Source organism: Pseudomonas faucium (genome assembly GCF_021602585.1).
GTDB classification, from domain to species: Bacteria; Pseudomonadota; Gammaproteobacteria; order Pseudomonadales; family Pseudomonadaceae; genus Aquipseudomonas; species Aquipseudomonas faucium.
Genome location: NZ_BQIP01000004.1, coordinates 283,950 through 300,546 on the forward strand (window position 1 = coordinate 283,950; position 16,597 = coordinate 300,546).

The 16,597-nt window shown below is 63.5% G+C and carries 19 protein-coding genes; 4 read left to right on the forward strand and 15 right to left on the reverse strand.

Translation table 11 applies throughout. The features are described 5' to 3' along the window. Window position 1 precedes the first annotated feature (1 nt). The 12 genes from flgJ to L6D75_RS07640 all read right to left on the reverse strand — a co-directional run bounded on the left by flgJ (window position 2) and on the right by L6D75_RS07640 (window position 10,243). Window positions 2-1,165 carry a flagellar assembly peptidoglycan hydrolase FlgJ gene (gene flgJ, locus L6D75_RS07585; protein ID WP_176513085.1) on the reverse strand — a complete coding sequence of 388 codons (1,164 nt, stop codon included), beginning with the start codon at window positions 1,163-1,165 and terminating at the stop codon, window positions 2-4. A gap of 11 nt (window positions 1,166-1,176) precedes the next feature. Next, on the reverse strand, window positions 1,177-2,286 hold the full coding sequence (locus L6D75_RS07590) for a flagellar basal body P-ring protein FlgI (RefSeq protein ID WP_176513083.1): 1,110 nt from the start codon (window positions 2,284-2,286) through the stop codon (window positions 1,177-1,179). Between the two features lie 12 nt (window positions 2,287-2,298). Next, entirely contained in the window at window positions 2,299-2,994 is a 696-nt protein-coding gene (gene flgH, locus L6D75_RS07595) for a flagellar basal body L-ring protein FlgH (protein ID WP_176513081.1), read from the reverse strand. A 35-nt stretch (window positions 2,995-3,029) separates the two neighbouring features. Continuing rightward, the gene (flgG, locus tag L6D75_RS07600) at window positions 3,030-3,815 is read right to left on the reverse strand and encodes a flagellar basal-body rod protein FlgG (RefSeq protein ID WP_054900084.1); all 786 of its coding nucleotides are present in this window, start codon (window positions 3,813-3,815) and stop codon (window positions 3,030-3,032) included. 47 nt (window positions 3,816-3,862) lie between these two features. Beyond that, window positions 3,863-4,603 carry a flagellar basal-body rod protein FlgF gene (flgF, locus tag L6D75_RS07605; protein ID WP_176513079.1) on the reverse strand — a complete coding sequence of 247 codons (741 nt, stop codon included), beginning with the start codon at window positions 4,601-4,603 and terminating at the stop codon, window positions 3,863-3,865. A gap of 271 nt (window positions 4,604-4,874) precedes the next feature. Continuing rightward, the gene (locus L6D75_RS07610; RefSeq protein ID WP_176515812.1) at window positions 4,875-5,060 is read right to left on the reverse strand and encodes a hypothetical protein; all 186 of its coding nucleotides are present in this window, start codon (window positions 5,058-5,060) and stop codon (window positions 4,875-4,877) included. Window positions 5,061-5,132: 72 nt separating this feature from the next. Then, window positions 5,133-6,488, reverse strand: a complete 1,356-nt coding sequence (gene flgE, locus L6D75_RS07615) for a flagellar hook protein FlgE (protein ID WP_176515810.1) — start codon at window positions 6,486-6,488, stop codon at window positions 5,133-5,135. Between the two features lie 31 nt (window positions 6,489-6,519). Continuing rightward, window positions 6,520-7,227, reverse strand: a complete 708-nt coding sequence (gene flgD / locus L6D75_RS07620) for a flagellar hook assembly protein FlgD (RefSeq protein WP_176515808.1) — start codon at window positions 7,225-7,227, stop codon at window positions 6,520-6,522. Between the two features lie 15 nt (window positions 7,228-7,242). Beyond that, on the reverse strand, window positions 7,243-7,686 hold the full coding sequence (gene flgC / locus L6D75_RS07625; protein WP_176515806.1) for a flagellar basal body rod protein FlgC: 444 nt from the start codon (window positions 7,684-7,686) through the stop codon (window positions 7,243-7,245). Between the two features lie 2 nt (window positions 7,687-7,688). Continuing rightward, the gene (gene flgB, locus L6D75_RS07630; RefSeq protein WP_176515804.1) at window positions 7,689-8,096 is read right to left on the reverse strand and encodes a flagellar basal body rod protein FlgB; all 408 of its coding nucleotides are present in this window, start codon (window positions 8,094-8,096) and stop codon (window positions 7,689-7,691) included. 337 nt (window positions 8,097-8,433) lie between these two features. Continuing rightward, on the reverse strand, window positions 8,434-9,261 hold the full coding sequence (gene cheR / locus L6D75_RS07635; protein ID WP_176515802.1) for a protein-glutamate O-methyltransferase CheR: 828 nt from the start codon (window positions 9,259-9,261) through the stop codon (window positions 8,434-8,436). Window positions 9,262-9,313: 52 nt separating this feature from the next. After that, window positions 9,314-10,243 (reverse strand): chemotaxis protein CheV, encoded by a 930-nt coding sequence (locus L6D75_RS07640; RefSeq protein ID WP_176515800.1) that lies wholly within the window; start codon window positions 10,241-10,243, stop codon window positions 9,314-9,316. 79 nt (window positions 10,244-10,322) lie between these two features. On the opposite strand from L6D75_RS07640, the gene flgA reads away from it, so the two are divergent. From flgA to L6D75_RS07660, 4 genes are all read left to right on the forward strand, one after another. Further along, window positions 10,323-11,075 (forward strand): flagellar basal body P-ring formation chaperone FlgA, encoded by a 753-nt coding sequence (flgA, locus tag L6D75_RS07645; RefSeq protein ID WP_176515798.1) that lies wholly within the window; start codon window positions 10,323-10,325, stop codon window positions 11,073-11,075. A gap of 151 nt (window positions 11,076-11,226) precedes the next feature. After that, window positions 11,227-11,541 carry a flagellar biosynthesis anti-sigma factor FlgM gene (gene flgM, locus L6D75_RS07650; protein WP_176515796.1) on the forward strand — a complete coding sequence of 105 codons (315 nt, stop codon included), beginning with the start codon at window positions 11,227-11,229 and terminating at the stop codon, window positions 11,539-11,541. Between the two features lie 49 nt (window positions 11,542-11,590). Next, window positions 11,591-12,058, forward strand: a complete 468-nt coding sequence (locus L6D75_RS07655; protein WP_176515794.1) for a flagella synthesis protein FlgN — start codon at window positions 11,591-11,593, stop codon at window positions 12,056-12,058. A gap of 80 nt (window positions 12,059-12,138) precedes the next feature. Then, complete coding sequence (locus L6D75_RS07660; RefSeq protein WP_176515792.1) at window positions 12,139-12,882, forward strand: flagellar brake protein; 744 nt, start codon at window positions 12,139-12,141, stop codon at window positions 12,880-12,882. Window positions 12,883-13,063: 181 nt separating this feature from the next. On the opposite strand, the gene L6D75_RS07665 is transcribed toward L6D75_RS07660, so the two are convergent. The 3 genes from L6D75_RS07665 to bkdR form a co-directional block, all read right to left on the reverse strand. Beyond that, window positions 13,064-14,395 carry an MFS transporter gene (locus L6D75_RS07665; protein ID WP_176515790.1) on the reverse strand — a complete coding sequence of 444 codons (1,332 nt, stop codon included), beginning with the start codon at window positions 14,393-14,395 and terminating at the stop codon, window positions 13,064-13,066. Between the two features lie 128 nt (window positions 14,396-14,523). Next, window positions 14,524-15,765, reverse strand: a complete 1,242-nt coding sequence (locus L6D75_RS07670; protein ID WP_176515816.1) for a glutamine synthetase family protein — start codon at window positions 15,763-15,765, stop codon at window positions 14,524-14,526. Between the two features lie 180 nt (window positions 15,766-15,945). Next, complete coding sequence (gene bkdR / locus L6D75_RS07675; protein WP_008098689.1) at window positions 15,946-16,431, reverse strand: Bkd operon transcriptional regulator BkdR; 486 nt, start codon at window positions 16,429-16,431, stop codon at window positions 15,946-15,948. Window positions 16,432-16,597: the final 166 nt, after the last annotated feature.

The following is a 16,597-nucleotide window of genomic DNA, read 5'->3' on the forward strand; positions in this document are numbered from 1 at the left end:
CTTAAAGTTTCGTTGTGGTACCGAGCGCTGCGTATTGCTCGTACGACTTCATCTGTCTTGCGATCTGCGAGATCTTGCTGGCGTAATTCGGGTCGGTGGCGTACCCGGCCTTCTGCAACTCTTGCACGAACTGTTCTGGCTTATCGGCCGACTTCACCGCATCTTGATAGCGCGAATTGTTCTGCAGCAGGCTGACCAGGTCGTGGAAACTGTCCTGGTAGGAATCGTAGGAACGGAACGCCGCCGTTTCCTTGACGAACTGGCCATCGCGAAACTCGCTGGTGATCGCCCGCGCCGAATCGCCTTGCCAGTTGCCGGTGGCCTTGATGCCGAACAGGTTGTGGCTGCTGCTGCCGTCGCTGTTGCGCATCACCGACTTGCCCCAGCCGGTTTCCAGCGCCGCCTGGGCCACCAGGTAACGTGGGTCGACACCGATGCGCTTGGCGGCCTGTTCGGCCATCGGCAGCATGGTGGCGACGAATTCATCGCTGTCGGCAAAGGCTTTCTTCGGCGCCAAAGGCGGCTGGGCCACGGCGCGGCCGGTGATGCGCAGGCCGTTGTCTGGCACCGCCACGGCCCTGGCCACCTGCTGGCCGTCACGCACCGGCACGGCGGCGGTATTGGTGGCTGCGGCCGTGCCGCCTGCAGACGGCACGATGCCGGCCAGCAGGCGGTCGGTGAGCTTGCTCGGCAAGGCCAGGCGCCGCGAATTGAGCGCAGCCACGTCGTTGCGCGCAGCCGATTGGGCCGCGTGCGCAGGCTCTGCGACCTTGTTGCCCCACAGCGTCGGGGCATTGCCCTCGATGCGCGGGAACGGGCTGGTGTTGGCCGGCGCCGGCTTGTGCTTGGACAGCTGGCGCACCAGCACATCCTGCAGGCCGATACCGCCGCCCTCGCGGGACATGCTCACGGCCAGCTGCTGGTCGTACATGTCGCGGTACTGCTTGACCGTCTCGGTGTTCATCGGGTTGTCGTCGGCCAGCACATCGCTGGCCTTGCGCGAGGCCTTGAGCATCTCGCTGATGAACAGCGACTCGAATTCCTGGGCCACCTTGCGCACGTTGGCATCGCTGTCGCGGTCACCGTGCTTGAGCGAGCTCAGGCGATTGAGGTCGGTGTAGGCGCCGCTGTCGGCGGTGCTGGAGACCAGGCTCTTGGAGTTCATCGCCAGCGTCCTCAGATCACGATCAGGTCGGCTTGCAAGGCGCCGGCCTGCTTCAGGGCTTCGAGGATGGCCATCAGGTCGCCGGGCGCTGCGCCCACCTGGTTCACCGCACGGACGATTTCATCCAGCGTGGTGCCCGGGCCGAACTTGAACATCGGCTTGGCTTCCTGCTCGGCATTGACCCGCGAGCGCGGCACCACGGCGGTCTGGCCATTGGAGAACGGCCCCGGCTGGCTGACGATCGGGTCTTCGGTGATGGTCACGGTGAGGCTGCCATGGGTCACCGCCGCCGGCGAGACCTTGACGTTCTGGCCAATGACGATGGTGCCGGTGCGCGAATTGATAATGACCTTGGCCACGGCCTGGCCCGGGTCGATCTCGAGGTTTTCCAGGATCGACAGGTAGTCGACGCGCTGGCTCGGGTCCATCGGCGCACTGACGCGCACCGAACCGCCGTCCACGGCCTGGGCCACACCTGGGCCGAGCAGTTCGTTGACCTTGTCGACGATGCGCTTGGCGGTGGTGAAGTCGGGGCGGTTGAGGTTCAGGGTCAGGGTATTGCCCTGGTTGAAACCGCTCGGCACCGCACGCTCGACCGAGGCGCCGCCCGGGATGCGGCCGGCCGACGGAACGTTGACGGTGATCTTCGAGCCGTCACGGCCTTCGGCATCGAAGCCGCCGACCACCAGGTTGCCTTGGGCGATCGCATAGACGTTGCCGTCGATACCCTTGAGCGGGGTCATCAGCAGGCTGCCGCCGCGCAGGCTCTTGGAGTTGCCGATCGAGGAGACGGTGATGTCCACCACCTGGCCCGGCTTGGCGAAGGCCGGCAGGTCGGCATGCACCGACACCGCGGCGACGTTCTTGAGCTGCACGTTGCCCGAGCCCGGCGGTACCTTGATGCCGAACTGCGACAGCATGTTGTTGAAGGTCTGCAGGGTGAACGGCGTCTGGGTGGTCTGGTCACCCGTGCCGTTGAGCCCCACCACCAGGCCGTAACCGATCAACTGGTTGGAACGCACGCCGGAAATGCTGGCGATGTCCTTCAGGCGCTCGGCATGGGCAGCGAACGCGCAGGACAGGAGCAAGGTTGCGGCAATCAGCTGCCTAAGGTTGAACATGTTCATCCGTACTCAGAAAGGCCAGAGCGGGCTGATGAAGAAGCGATCGAGCCAACCCGGCTGGCTGGCATCGGCGAACGAGCCGGTGCCCGAATAGGTGATGCGTGCATCGGCCACACGGGTCGAGGGCACGGTGTTGTCGGTGGCGATGTCGTCGGCACGTATCAGGCCGGCGATGCGCACCAGCTCTTCGCCGGTGTTCAGGGTCAGCCATTTTTCGCCGCGCACGGCGATGATGCCGTTGGGCAGCACTTCGGCGACGGTGACGGTGATCGAACCGGTCAGGGTGTTGCCTTGGGTCGCCTTGCTGTCGCCCTTGGTGGTGCGGTCACCGCTGTAGCCGGCTTCCAGGCTCAGGTCGCCACTGCCGAACGGGTTGTTGGTGTTCGGCGTGGTGCCGAACAGCGAGGTCAGGCCGATGTCTGCCTTGCTGTTCTTCTGGATCTGCGAGCCGGCGTTCTTGCTCGCCGAGGTTCGCTCGTTGAGCGTGATGGTAATGATGTCACCGACCCGGAAGGCCTTGCGGTCGGTGTACAGGCCCTGCTCGAAGCCGGCCTGGTAGATCGAACCGTTGTTGGCCGCCGCCGGCAACGGGGTGCGCGGCAGAACCGGCGCGTAGTACGGGTCGTTGGGCTTGGGCGTCGGCGCGACGCAACCAGCCAGCAACACCGCCCCCCCCAGGGCGAAGACAGACAACGAACGCTTCATGACGCATTACCTCACGGTGTAACGGTGACTAGGGCTTAGAGCTGCTGGGTAACGAACGACAGCATCTGGTCGGCGGTGGAAATGACCTTGGAGTTCATCTCGTAGGCACGCTGGGTGGTGATCATGTTCACCAGCTCTTCGACGGTGCTGACGTTGGAGTTTTCCAAGGTCTGCTGCAGGGTGGTGCCGAAGCCGTTGAGGCCCGGGGTACCGACCTGTGGCGCGCCGCTGGCGGCGGTTTCCAGGAACAGGTTCTCGCCAATGGCCTGCAGGCCGGCCGGGTTGATGAAGTCGGCGGTCTGGATGTTACCGATGACCTGCGCAGCCGGGTTGCCGGCGGTGGTGATCGAAACGGTGCCGTCCTGGCCGACGGTGAAGGTCTGGGCGTCGTTCGGCACCACGATCGCAGGCTCCAGGGCGAAGCCGTTGGCGGTGACGATCTGGCCGTCGGAGTTCAGGTGGAAGGTACCGTCACGGGTGTACGAGACAGTGCCGTCCGGCTGCAGCACCTGGAAGAAGCCGCGGCCGTTGACGGCCATGTCCAGCGGATTCTCGGTGGTCTGCAGGCTGCCGGTCTGGAAGTTCTTCTGGGTGCCGACGATGCGCACACCGGTACCGACCTGCAGGCCCGACGGCAGTTCGCTGTCCTGGGTCGACTGGGCACCTGGCTGGCGCTTGATCTGGTACAGCAGGTCCTGGAACTCGGCGCGGTCACGCTTGAAGCCGGTGGTGGAAACGTTGGCCAGGTTGTTGGAAATGACCGTGAGGTTGGTGTCCTGGGCGGACAGGCCGGTTTTAGCGACCCAAAGAGCCGGAAGCATCAGTTTTCTCCTCGTGCGCCTGTTTTACGGCACCCGTTCAAGTGTGGTTAGCCGAGTTGCAAAACACGCGCCATGGCTTCGTCGCCTTCCTTGGCCGCGTTCATCATCTTCACGTGCAGTTCGAATTGGCGGGACAGCGCCAGTACCGAGGTCATTTCTTCCACGGCGTTGACGTTGCTGCCTTCCAGAAAGCCCGAAACCACCCGCACGTTGACGTCGGCCGCCGCTGGCTGGCCGTTGGCGGTGTGGATCAGCCCATCCAGGCCCTTGGTCATGCCCTTGGTGTCGGGGTTGACCAGCTTGATGCGGTCGACTTCGGCCATCACCCGTGGGTCTTCGCCCATGGAGCGGATGCTGATGGTGCCGTCTTCGCCAACTTCGACTTTCTGCTCGGGCGGAATGGCGATCGGGCCGCCGTTGCCGATCACCGGCATGCCGTTGCCGGCGCGCAGCACGCCGAGGGCATCGATGTTCAGGCTGCCGGTACGCACGTAGGCTTCGCTGCCATCGGGGGCCTGCACGGCGATGAAGCCCTGCCCGGCCACGGCCACGTCCAGGTCACGCCCGGTCTCGACCATCGGCCCTTCGCTGAAGTCGGTGGCCGGGCGCTCGGTCATGGCAAAGGCCCGCGACGGAAAGCTGTCACCGAACACCGGCATCGAGCGCGCCTGCTCCAGGTCGCGCTGGAAGCCGTTGGTGGAAATGTTCGCCAGGTTGTTGGCGTGGGCCTTCTGCGCCAGCGCGTTCTGGCTGGCGCCGGTCATGGCCACGTAAAGCATCTTGTCCACAGTCATCCTCCGCTGCACTGGCGAGCGCTTGCCGCTTGCCGCTGCTGTGCAGGCACTGAAGCAAGTTCCGAACCAACTTTGAGAAAGTGAGAAAAAGCCCGTGAATACGGGCTTTTGCGGGGGATGCCTGGGAAGTGGACGCCGGTTATCCGGCGCGAGGTTGCCGGTGGCGGCAATGTGGCCCTATCGCCGGCAAGCCGGCTCCCACAAGGTATGCGGCTGGCCCCGACCCTATGGGAGCCGGCTTGCCGGCGATAGGGCCGGTACATCCTCACCGCTCCCGGCACCCACCATTGTTGTAAGGCCCGGCAAAGCGCTTCCAGCCCTCCCCCGGCGACCACTGCGAGCACACCAGGCGCCCATCCACCTGGCTTTCCCAGCGCCACCACGGCGCGGTGCCCGCCTGCGCCTGGTACAGGCAAAAAGCAGCAAGCAATGCGACCAGCAGCTTTTTCATGATGCCTCCGGCAAAAACGACGAACCCCTTCATGACAAAGGGGTTCGGCCACACACCCTCAAGCAGCGACCATCAGGTCATCTGGATGATGGTCTGCATGATGGTGCTTTCGGTGGAGATGGTCTTGGCGTTCGCCTGGTAGTTGCTCTGCGCCTTGATCAGCTCGACCAGCTCCTGGGTCAGGTTGACGTTGGAGCCTTCCAGGGCGTTGGATTCGACGCTGCCCAGGGTACCGGTCTTCGGCGCATCGATGCCTGGGATGCCGGAGCTGTAGGTCTCGGTCCAGCGGGTACCGCCAATCTGCTGCAGGCCCTGCTCGTTGGCAAAGCCGGCCAGCGCCACCTGGCCGATGGCGCGCGACTGTTGGTTGCTGAAGCTGGCGAACATGACGCCGGTGGAGTCGATGCTCAGGCTCGACAGGATACCGGTGGCATAGCCGTCCTGGGACTGCGACATGCGCGCGGTCTCGGTGTTGTAGGAGGTGGTGCTGTTCATCGACAGCTTCATGCCCTCGGCATTGCCGGTGGCGCCATTGCCTGCCCAGTTGCCGGCCGAATCCTTAACCGCGGGCACCCAACCGGTCATGGTGAAGGTGTTGTTGGTCACGGTGAACGACGAACCTGCCGGGTGGCCGGTGTCATCGGCCGACATGCTCTTCACCGAACCATCGCTGTTGAAGCTGATGGTGCCGGTCAGTGGCGTGGTCGACGACGGGTCGAACGGGTTGCGGCCGTCGACCAGGGTGTACATGGTCCACTCGTTGGTGTCGGTCTTGCGGTAGAACTGCTCCAGGGTGTGCTCGTTGCCCTGGCTGTCATACACCTTGGTCGGGAACGACTTGGTGTAGGTGGTTTCGTCGGAGGGGTCGAACACCTTGTTCGGAACCATGGTGCCGGTGCCGTCATCGACGGTCAGCGGGATGTCGCCGGCCGAGGAGTTGAGGTTGATGCCCTGGTCGATCAGGGTGGTGGCCTTGGGCTTGAGCGCCGAGGTGTCGATCTTCAGGTCGGTCAGCACGCCCTTCTGGATCTTGCCGTTGGAGTCGGCGGCGTAGCCTTGCAGGCGCAGGCCGTCGGAGGTGACCACGAAGTTGTTCTTGTCGGCCTGGAAGGCACCGGCACGGGTGTAGACGCGCGTGCCGTTGTCGGACAGCACGAAGAAGCCCTGGCCCTGGATACCCATGTCCAGCACGTTGCCGGTGGTGGCCACGTCACCCTGGGTGAACTGCTGCGAAACCGCAGCCAGGCGCACGCCGGCGCCGACCTGGTTCTTGCCCACGCCCAGGCGGTTGGCGCCGGCGTAGACATCGGCGAACTCGGCGCGCGAGGATTTGAAACCGGTGGTGTTGACGTTGGCGATGTTGTTGCCGGTGACGTCCAGTTGCTTGTTGGCTGCGTACAGACCGCTAAGGCCGATATTGAAAGACATGAATTCGCTCCTTGTGCCGCGCTAGCGGGCCTTAGATACCAATGGTTTGTACGTCGGAGAGGGACACTTTGCCGACACCTGCGAGGTTGAGCACCATCTCGCCGGTGGCGTTGAAGCTGACGCTGGTCACCTTGGCCGGCAGCAGGGTGTTCATCTGCACGGCCTTGCCGTCGACGGTGGTGCTGGCGGCAAAGGTGTAGGTGCCCGGCTCGACCTTCTCGCCCTTGGCATTGGTGCCATCCCAGATGAAGTCGGCATAACCGGCTTTCTGCTCGCCCAGCTCGATGGTCTTGACGGTGTTGCCGTCCTTGTCCTTGATGGTGACCTTCGCTTCGCTGATCGCCTGGGGCACGACGAACTGGCCGTTGAAGCTGTCGGCGGTGTCGACCACTGCCTTGTCGTTCTGCACCACCACCGAACGCCCCACCAGCGACGAGGCCTGCAGCGCCTGGGACGAGGCCATGGCATTGGTGATGCTGGTGACCGAGTCGTTCAGGTTGGTGATGCCTTCAAGGCTGCTGAACTGCGCAAGCTGGGCGACGAACTCGCTGTTGTCCTGCGGGTCGAGCGGGTTCTGGTGCTGCATCTGGGTAACCAACAGCTGCAGGAACGCGTCCTTGCCGAGCGCGTCGGAACCGGTCTTGGACGCGGTATCGACGGTTTTCTTGGTGGTGCCACCGACACCCGATGCCGTCAGGACATCGTTGAGGTTCACACCGCTGGTGCTATCGACTGCCATGGTCTGGATTCCTTATCACTGACCCAGGGTCAGGACTTTCTGCATCATGTTCTTGGCGGTGTTCATCAGCTCGGCGTTGGTCTGGAACGCTCGGCTGGCGGAAATCATGTCGGCCATTTCCTCGACCACGTTGACGTTCGGGTAATAGACGTAGCCGTCCTTGTTCGCCGCCGGGTGGTTAGGCTCGTAGCGCGCCTCGAGGTTGCTCTGGTCTTCGACGATGCCTTTGACCTGCACACCCTGGCCCGCTTCGCCCTGGTCTTCGAACAGCGACTGGCTGCCGCCGGCCTGGGCGTTCTGGAAGGTGGTGGCGAACACCGGGTGACGCGCGCGGTAGGTCTGGTCGATGCTCGACGATACGGTTTCGGCGTTGGCGATGTTCGAGGCAACGGTGTTGAGGCGGGTGTTCTGCGCGCTCATGCCGCTGCCGGCAATGTTGAAAACACTGGAAAGGGACATGGTCATTCTCCGCGCAGGGCCGATACCAGCCCTTTGAATTTACTGTTGAGCAAGGTGAAGCTGGCCTGGAAACCCATGGCGTTTTCGGTGTAGTTCGATTGCTCGATCTGCGCGTCCACGGTGTTCTGGTCGATCGACGGCTGCGTCGGGGTGCGGTACTGCAGGCTTTCGTCGTTCATCGCCAGGCCTTCGGCCTCGATGTGCCGGCTGTTGGTGCGGTCCATGGCGAAGCGCCCGCTCTGCTGCTTCTGGCTCTCGGCAGCGAGCACCGAGGAGAAGTCCATGTCGCGCGCCTTGTAGTTGGGCGTGTCGGCGTTGGCGATGTTGTTGGCCAGCACCTCGGCACGCTGGGCGCGAAAGCCCAGGGCTTTTTCGTGGATACCAAGTGCCTTGTCGAAGCTGATGCTCATGTCGGGGAAACCTTCGAAGGTTGACCGGAATGTCGTTGGCCTAGGTATAGCAAGTGCTGTGCCAAGGTTTACAAAGGCCGTAATTTCTGGGCGGCGAGGGATGCGGGGGCGGCCGTGATGCCAGAAAAGCGGCAAAGTGCTTCCGCCTGATGAGGGGAAAGCGGCAATTGCCGGGTGGCAAAAGCGGCAAAACAAAAAATTGACGTCAGAGGGGCCGCTTTGCGGCCCATCGCCGGCAAGCCGGCTCCCACAAGGGTTTGGTGGTGGCCTTGAAATTGTGGGAAGCCAGTGCGCGCAAACAAAAAGGCCGGCAACTTTCGCTGCCGGCCCCTTGGGTTTACTTGGCCTGGTAGATGATCCCCGGGCTGCACTGCACCATCTGGTAATGGTCCGGCAAACCGTTGAGCGCCTCGGACGCGCCGAGGAACAGGTAGCCACCCGGTTTCAGCGTGCTGTGGATGCGCAGCAGAATGTCCTTCTTCACCTGCGCCGAGAAGTAGATCAGCACGTTGCGGCAGAACACGATGTCGAACTTGCCCAGCGCGGCATAACTGTCGAGCAGGTTGAACGAGCGGAACTCGACCCGGCTGCGAATCGCCGGCTTGACCGCCCAGCGCCCCGGCTCCTTGACGTCGAAGTAGCGTTGCAGGCGCTCCTGGGACAGCCCGCGGGCAATCGCCAGGCTGTCGTACTCGCCGGTCTTGCAGTTGTTGAGCATCGAGCCGGAGAGGTCGGTGGCAACGATCTGCGCGCCCATTTTCAACTGGCCCAGGTTGCTGCGCTCGAACTCGTCGATGGCCATGGAAATGGAATACGGCTCCTGGCCCGACGAGCACGCTGCCGACCACATGCGCAGGCGCTGGCCGGGGTTGTTCCTGATGAACTCTGGGATCACCTTGTTCTTCAGCACTTCGAACGGGTAGGTATCGCGAAACCACAACGTCTCGTTGGTGGTCATGGCGTCGACCACCAGCTCGCGCAGGCCGCCACGCGGTTGCGTCTGGATGCGCTGCACCAGCTCGCCCAGGCTCTTGATGCCCTGTTGCTCCATCAGCTTGTTGAGACGGCTGGAGACCAGGTATTGCTTATTCTCGCCCAGCAGGATCCCACAGGCTTTCTCCAGGAAGACCCGGAACTGTTCGAACTCCAAATTACCCGTAGACACTACTGCCGCCTCTTTTCAATCACTGGTGCCGGGAGCATGCCCCCCGGCTGCTTCAATGCGTTGCCTTGATCCGGTCGACCACGCGCTGGGCCAGGTCGTCCGGCTTGAACTTGGCCAGGAAGTCATCGGCTCCGACCTTCTTGACCATCGCCTGGTTGAACACCCCGGACAGGGAAGTATGCAGGCAGATGTGCAATTTTTGCATGCGCGGATCGCTGCGTATCTCTGCAGTGAGGGTGTAGCCGTCCATTTCTGGCATTTCAATGTCCGAGATCATCATCAGGAACTCTTCTTCCGGCCTTTTGCCCTCCTCCACCAGCTTGCGCAGGTAGTCCAGGGCCTGGCGGCCGTCATTGAGCGCCACCACTTCCACACCCACCGTCTGCAGGCAGCGGCTGACCTGCTTGCGCGCCACCGACGAATCATCCACGGTCAGCACCCGCAGCAGCACGGCCTTGTCCTGCACCTCGGCATCGACCACGCCGGCGGACACCTGCTCGGACGACGGCGCCACCTCGGCCAGCACCTTTTCCACGTCGATGATCTCGACCATGCGGTTGTCCACCCGGGTGACCGCGGTCAGGTAGTGGTCGCGGCCGGTGCCCTTGGGTGGCGGATGGATCTCTTCCCAGTTCATGTTGACGATGCGCTCGACCGAGTGCACCAGAAAGCCTTGGGTCTTGGTGTTGTACTCGGTGATGATCACGAAGCTGTTGCGCGTCTCTTCCTTCAACCCGGGCAAGCCGGTGGCCATCGACAGGTCGAGGATCGGGATGGTCGCCCCGCGAATGTTGGCCACGCCGCGCACCACCGGGTGCGACTTGGGCAGCACGGTCAGCTCCGGGCACTGCAGCACTTCGCGGACCTTGAATACGTTGATGCCGTAGAGCTGCTCGCCATTGAGGCGGAAAAGCAGCAGTTCCAGGCGATTCTGCCCCACCAGCTGAGTGCGCTGGTTGACTGAATCCATTACCCCCGCCATGCCTGACTCCTTTTGGTATCTGCCTTTTTAGTAGCGACTCTGACAGCGAGTCGGCACGGGCTTTGCTTTTTTGAGCGCCATGTACATGAAAACGACAATTTTCCGACGACTGACGCACCTGCTGAGCGGCTCGCTCGCCGCGCTGTGCCTGCTGGCACCGGGCGCTCGCACGCTGGCGGATGCGGTTACCTTGCCTGAACAGCTTATCGGCGTCACCCAAGGGTTTCTTGAATTCGCCGTCGAGGACTACCTGGCCACCACCCAGACCGTGGGGCGCTATGAAATCCAGGTCAGCCCGCTGGACCCGCGCCTGCGCATGCCGCTGTGCAGCCAGCAGCTCGATGCCTCGCTGGAAAGCCCGGCGCAGCCGCTGGGCCGGGTGACGGTGCGGGTGCGCTGCGATGGCAGTGCGCCATGGACGCTGTTCGTGCCGGCCACCGTGAAGCTGTTTCGCGAGGTGGTGGTGGTCACACGCCCGCTGCGGCGTGACAACGTGATCGGCGAGGGCGACGTGGCCCTGCGCGAGCGTGATGTGGGCACCCTGACCCAGGGCTTTCTCAGCGACCTGGACCAGGCCGTGGGCATGAAGATGCTGCGCTCCACGGTGATCGACCAGGTGCTCACCCCGCAGCACCTGGAGCAGGCCGAGGTGGTGCGCAAGGGCGACCATGTGGTGATTACCGCGCGCAGCGGCAGCCTCAGCGTGCGCATGCCGGGCGAAGCCCTGAGCAAGGGCGGCCAGGGCGAGCAGATCCGCGTGCGCAATCTGAATTCGCAACGGGTGGTCAAAGCCCGGGTCACCGGGCCCGGCCAGGTCGAGGTGGCCATGTAGATTAGGCTGGCGGTGCGCTGGCGCTTTTCCTAAACTGTGTCGGAAACGGGTTCGCGGGCTTGCCGATAGGCGGCTATGCATTTGTGCCTAAAGTTTCTTTCGGGTTGGCCGAAAACAAGGCAAGCGTCCAAATACCCAGAGGTTTCTGATCATGGTCATCGACTTCAGTCGTTTGAATAACTCTCCGTCCGTCACGGGCGGCGTTCGCGGCACTGCCGCACCGGGCACTGCCGAGAAGGCCGGTGAACCGGCTGCAGCGCCAGCCGGCACCAGCGCCAGCGGAGAAGCGGTACACCTCAGCCAAGAGGCCCAGCAGTTGCAGAAGATCAGCGACAAGCTGCGCGACCAGCCCGTTGTCGACAACGCCCGCGTGGCGCAGTTGAAGCAGGCCATCGCCGACGGCAGCTACAAGGTCGATGCCGGCCGGGTCGCCAGCAAACTGCTCGATTTCGAAGCCCAGCGCTGACCGTTTGGCGCGCTGACTTCACGGACGCTTTAAAAGCCAAGAGTTAGCCATGCACGACATCACTTTGCTGCAACTGATCGAAGACGACATCGCCCCGACCGAGGAGCTGCTCGACCTCCTGCAAAGAGAGTCCGTAGCCCTGCACAGTCGGGACCTGGCGCCGCTGGAGGGCATCCTCGCCCGCAAGCAGTCGCTGATCGTCCTGCTCGAGCAGCAAGGCCTGCGCCGCAACCACCTGCTCACCAGCCTCGGCCTGAGCGCCGACCGCGCCGGGGTAGAGGCGCTGGCTGCACAGTCGGACAACGGCGCATTGATCATGCAGCAGCTCAACGTGCTGACCCAGCTGATGGACACCTGCCAGAAGGTCAACGAGACCAACGGCCGGATCATCCAGGTGCAACAGCACGTCACGGCCAACCAGATCAGAATCCTCATGGGCGGCGACTCTCCGTCGCTCTACGACAGCCGTGGCGCCACCTCGCCACTGGCCAAGCCACGGGCGCTCAGCCAAGTTTGATTATTTGTATCAAGGCACGGAACATACTGGCAAAATGCCGTTACTTGCGTGTGCCGTTTTTGCCTGGAGATTGATAACCCGTGTTCAATGAAACCGACGCTCCGCAGCCGCCAAAGGTGCTGAACACTCCTCTGGAGATCGCCGCCAACCTGCGCCAGCTGCAGGAGAGCCATGATCCCTTGATCATCACCTTCCACGAGCGCAGCCAGCGGTTCCAGAGCTACGTGGTGCACGTGGACCGTGAGAGCAACACCCTGGCGCTGGACGAAATGATCCCGCGCGATGGCGAAAAATTCATAGAGAACGGTGAAGCGTTCCGCGTCGAAGGCTTCCATGACGGTGTGCGCATCGCCTGGGAGTGCGACCATCAACTGAAGATCACCGAGGTCGACGGCCACCGCTCGTACCGCGGCGCGCTGCCCCTCGAAATGACCTACCACCAGCGCCGCAACGCCTTTCGCGCTGCGCTGAAGCTGTCGCAACTGGTCGATGTCATGCTCGATGGCACCCACCTCAAGGGCAATGGCGCCCTGCGCGGCAAGCTGCTGGACATCTCCGCCACCGGCTGCAAGTTGCGCTTTGAAGGCAATGTCGAAGACCGCCTGCAACTGGGCCAGGTGTACGAGCGCTTCAAGGCAGGCAACCCGCTGGGCCTGGTGGACACCATGGTCGAGCTGCGCCACCTGCACCATGAAGAGCGGATCAACACCACCTTCGCCGGCGTGCGCTTCCACAACCTCAGTGGCCAGGCGCAGCGCAAGATCGAAAGCTTCGTGTACCAGCTGCAGCGTGAAGCGCGGCGGTTCGATAAAGACGATTATTGATTGGTTGCCGGATGCAAGAACGCCACCCATCGGGTGGCGTTTTCGTTTTCCTTCAACAAAGGCACGGACCTGTAGGAGCGGCCTTGTGTCGCGAAAGGGCCGCAAAGCGGCCCCCTGCTCCGCTTGCGCCGCTTACATTGCTGGGGCTGCTACGCAGCCCTTTCGCGACACGAGGCCGCTCCTACAGGGGGCGCTCCGTCTCGGGCTCGGCAGGTTGCTCAGCCTTCTCTTCCACCTCGGTATCCTCGGCCGCCACCGGCGCCTGCATCACATCCTGCACGGTCTGCTCATCCACCCGTGGGTCGAGCGCGGCCGACAAGGGCGAACCCGCCGCCGGCATCGCCACGTGCCCCAGCGGCGCATCCTGCACCTGGTGCAGGCCGGTAACCGCTTTGGGCCGAATGCGCCACACCAGCACCAACGCGAAGAACACGAAGAAGGCATAGAGCATCTGCGGGCCCAGCACCTTCATCAGCACCCCCGCCGCCAGCGGCCCGATGCACGCCCCCACGCCATAGGTGACCAGCAGCATGGCCGTCAGCGAAACCCGCCGCTCGCTCTCCACATGGTCATTGGAAAACGCCACCGCCAATGGGTACAGGCAGAACTGCAGCAAAGAAATCACGAAGCCGACGCCAAACAGCAACTCCAGCGGCACGCTGGGCAGGATCGCCAGCGGCGCCGCAGCCAGTGCCAGCCCCACCGCCACGCTGCGGATCAGCACCGCCCGGTCGTAACGGTCGGACAACCAGCCCAGCGGCCACTGCACCACCAGCCCGGCGAAGATACAACAGCCCATGAACAGACCGATCTGCTCGGTAGACAGCCCTTGGCTCGAGGCATACAGCGGCGCCAGGCCGTAGAACGAGCCGACGATCAACCCCGAGCCCAGCACCGTGCTCAGCGACTGCGGCACCCGCTTGATGAAGAACTTCGGCTCCATCGGCGCCGGGCGCAAGGGCGCCGGGTGAATGCGCCGGGTCATCGCCACCGGCACCAGGCACAGGGCGAAGCACATGGCCACCAGCATCAGCAGCTCCGGGCCAAGCTCTGGGTGCACCACCAGGATCAGCTGGCCAAGCACCAGCCCCAGGTAGGAGGCGATCATGTAGCCGCTGAACACCGCGCCGCGGTGCTTGGCGTCGGCCTGCTCGTTGAGCCAGCTTTCGATGACCATGTACTGGCACATCATCCCAAGGCCCACGATCATCCGCAGCCCGACCCAGGCTGGCAGCCAGCTGGTCAGGCCATGGCCGAGCACCGCCGCGCCGACGATACCGGCGCAGGTGGCATAGGCGCGGATGTGCCCGACCCGGCCGATCAGGCGGTGGCCGACCTTGCCGCCCACGGCCAGGCCAAAGTAGTTGGCTGCCATCAAGGCGCCGACCCACAAGCTGTCGACGTGATCGGCCGCCAGGCGCAGGGCCAGGTAGGTACTGAGCAGGCCCGAGCCGATCAGCATCATCAAGGCAGCGAAATACAGCGACTGAAAGGGCTTCCAGATGTTTCGCATACGTCCCCTCGGGCTCCCTGGTCAGGTGGCGTTGGCCTTGGCAAGCATAAAAGCAAATGCGCCGCGGCGCAGGCCCCCTTAAACGAAATACTTGGCCTGCGGCGCATCCAGTGGTGGTTGTGTCGCGATCAGGCCTGCGCCGCCAGAACCCGCCGCTCCCACGGCGTGATTTCGTCGAAGAAGTCGGTCAGCTCCAGGGTCTTGCTGGCAACGTAACCTTCGATGAACTCGCTGCCGAACAGTTCCCGCGCCAGGCTGCTGGCCTTCAGGCGCTCCAGCGCCGCGTGCAGCGTGCACGGCAGGCTCAAGGCCGGCGGCACTTCGAACTCACCCTGGATGGCCGGTGCCGGCTGCAGGCGCTGCTCGATGCCGTGCAGGCCGGCGGCAAGGCTGGCGGCGATGGCCAGATAGGGGTTGGCGTCGGCGCCGGGCAAGCGGTTTTCCACGCGCCGTGCCACGGGGGCGCTGGCCGGAATGCGCAGGCCGGCGGCACGGTTGTCGTGCGACCAACAGGCATTGTTCGGCGAAGCATAGGGGTGGCACAGGCGCTGGTAGGAGTTGACGTTGGGCGCGAACAGCGCGGTGAAGTCGGCCATGCACGCCTGCAGGCCACCGATGAAGTGGTGGAAGGTATCGGTCGGCTGGCCTTGCTCGTCACTGAACACGTTACGCCCGCTGGCAATCTCGACCAGGCTCTGGTGGATGTGCATGGAGCTGCCAGGCGTATGCGCCAGCGGCTTGGCCATGCACACCACGATCAGGCCGTGCTTGAGCGCCACTTCCTTGAGCAGGTGCTTGAACAGGAACGTCTGGTCGGCCAGCAGCAATGGGTCGCCGTGCAGCAGGTTGATCTCGAACTGGCTGACGCCCATCTCGTGCATGAAGGTATCGCGCGGCAGGCCCAGCGCCGCCATGCACTGGTACACCTCCTGGAAGAACGGGCGCAGGCCATTGTTGGAGCTGACGCTGAAGGCCGAGTGGCCGAGCTCGCGGCGCCCGTCCTTGCCCAAAGGCGGCTGGAAGGGCTGCTGCGGGTCGCTGTTGGGGGCGAAGACGAAGAACTCGAGCTCGGTCGCCACCACCGGTGCCAGGCCAAGGGCGGCGTAGCGGGCGATCACCGCCTTGAGCTGGCCGCGGGTGGACAAGGCCGAGGAGCGGCCATCCAGCTCGACGGCATCGCAGATGGCCAGGGCCAGGCCCTCTTCGCTCCAGGGCAGGCGGTGGACCTGCGTGGGCTCGGCCACCAGCGCCAGGTCGCCATCGTCACTGCCGTAGAAGCGTGCCGGCGGGTAGCCGCCCATGATGCATTGCAGCAAAACGCCACGGGCCATCTGCAGGCGCCGGCCTTCGGCAAAACCCTCGGCGGTCATCACCTTGCCACGGGGCACGCCATTGAGGTCGGGGGTGATGCATTCGATCTGGTCGATGCCCTGCAGGCGTTCGGCGAGGGGGCGTTGGGCGGCGGTGGTCATGACGCTTGTCCTTGTTGTTATAGGCTGGCAACAACATAGGCTGGCGGTGTTTAAAATATCAAGCGCCCTGCGTTGGCCCTATTCGCGCAAGGTCATGCCATTGGCGGGCAGCGGCAACGCCGTCTTGTAGCGCACCTGCTTGAGGGCAAAGCTGGAGCGGATGTTGGCCACCCCCGGCAAGCGCGTCAGGTAGTCGAGAAACCGCTCCAGCGCCTGGATGCTCGGCAACAGCACCCGCAGCAGGTAATCCGGGTCTCCCGTCATCAGGTAGCACTCCATCACCTCGGGCCGCTCGGCGATCTCTTCCTCGAAGCGATGCAGCGCCTGTTCCACCTGTTTCTCCAGGCTGACATGGATGAACACATTGACATCCAGGCCCAGCACTTCCGGCGACAGCAGGGTCACCTGCTGGCGAATCACGCCCAGTTCCTCCATGGCCTTGACCCGGTTGAAGCACGGCGTGGGCGAGAGGTTCACCGAACGCGCCAGCTCCGCGTTGGTGATGCGAGCGTTGTCCTGCAGGCTGTTGAGAATGCCGATATCGGTACGATCGAGTTTGCGCATGAGACAAAATCACCGGTTTCTTATGTTTATGCAGAATATTTATCTGCACTGCCTCGCAAAGGCAATCAACTTGAGAGAAAAATTCTCCCGGGCTGTCTCTACTATGTAATTGACGCTGACCTACCAGTCACAAGCCGGTACTCAGCGGCGACCGCTTCAGAGCTCA

Excerpts from the sequence above, each read along its gene's own strand:
- flgJ (WP_176513085.1), bottom strand. The coding sequence starts at position 1,165 with ATGAACTCCAAGAGCCTGGTCTCCAGCACCGCCGACAGCGGCGCCTAC.
- L6D75_RS07590 (WP_176513083.1), bottom strand. The coding sequence starts at position 2,286 with ATGTTCAACCTTAGGCAGCTGATTGCCGCAACCTTGCTCCTGTCCTGC.
- flgH (WP_176513081.1), bottom strand. The coding sequence starts at position 2,994 with ATGAAGCGTTCGTTGTCTGTCTTCGCCCTGGGGGGGGCGGTGTTGCTG.
- flgG (WP_054900084.1), bottom strand. The coding sequence starts at position 3,815 with ATGCTTCCGGCTCTTTGGGTCGCTAAAACCGGCCTGTCCGCCCAGGAC.
- L6D75_RS07610 (WP_176515812.1), bottom strand. The coding sequence starts at position 5,060 with ATGAAAAAGCTGCTGGTCGCATTGCTTGCTGCTTTTTGCCTGTACCAG.
- flgE (WP_176515810.1), bottom strand. The coding sequence starts at position 6,488 with ATGTCTTTCAATATCGGCCTTAGCGGTCTGTACGCAGCCAACAAGCAA.
- flgD (WP_176515808.1), bottom strand. The coding sequence starts at position 7,227 with ATGGCAGTCGATAGCACCAGCGGTGTGAACCTCAACGATGTCCTGACG.
- flgC (WP_176515806.1), bottom strand. The coding sequence starts at position 7,686 with ATGTCCCTTTCCAGTGTTTTCAACATTGCCGGCAGCGGCATGAGCGCG.
- flgB (WP_176515804.1), bottom strand. The coding sequence starts at position 8,096 with ATGAGCATCAGCTTCGACAAGGCACTTGGTATCCACGAAAAAGCCCTG.
- L6D75_RS07640 (WP_176515800.1), bottom strand. The coding sequence starts at position 10,243 with ATGGCGGGGGTAATGGATTCAGTCAACCAGCGCACTCAGCTGGTGGGG.
- flgA (WP_176515798.1), top strand. The coding sequence starts at position 10,323 with ATGTACATGAAAACGACAATTTTCCGACGACTGACGCACCTGCTGAGC.
- flgM (WP_176515796.1), top strand. The coding sequence starts at position 11,227 with ATGGTCATCGACTTCAGTCGTTTGAATAACTCTCCGTCCGTCACGGGC.
- L6D75_RS07655 (WP_176515794.1), top strand. The coding sequence starts at position 11,591 with ATGCACGACATCACTTTGCTGCAACTGATCGAAGACGACATCGCCCCG.
- L6D75_RS07665 (WP_176515790.1), bottom strand. The coding sequence starts at position 14,395 with ATGCGAAACATCTGGAAGCCCTTTCAGTCGCTGTATTTCGCTGCCTTG.
- L6D75_RS07670 (WP_176515816.1), bottom strand. The coding sequence starts at position 15,765 with ATGACCGCCGAGGGTTTTGCCGAAGGCCGGCGCCTGCAGATGGCCCGT.
- bkdR (WP_008098689.1), bottom strand. The coding sequence starts at position 16,431 with ATGCGCAAACTCGATCGTACCGATATCGGCATTCTCAACAGCCTGCAG.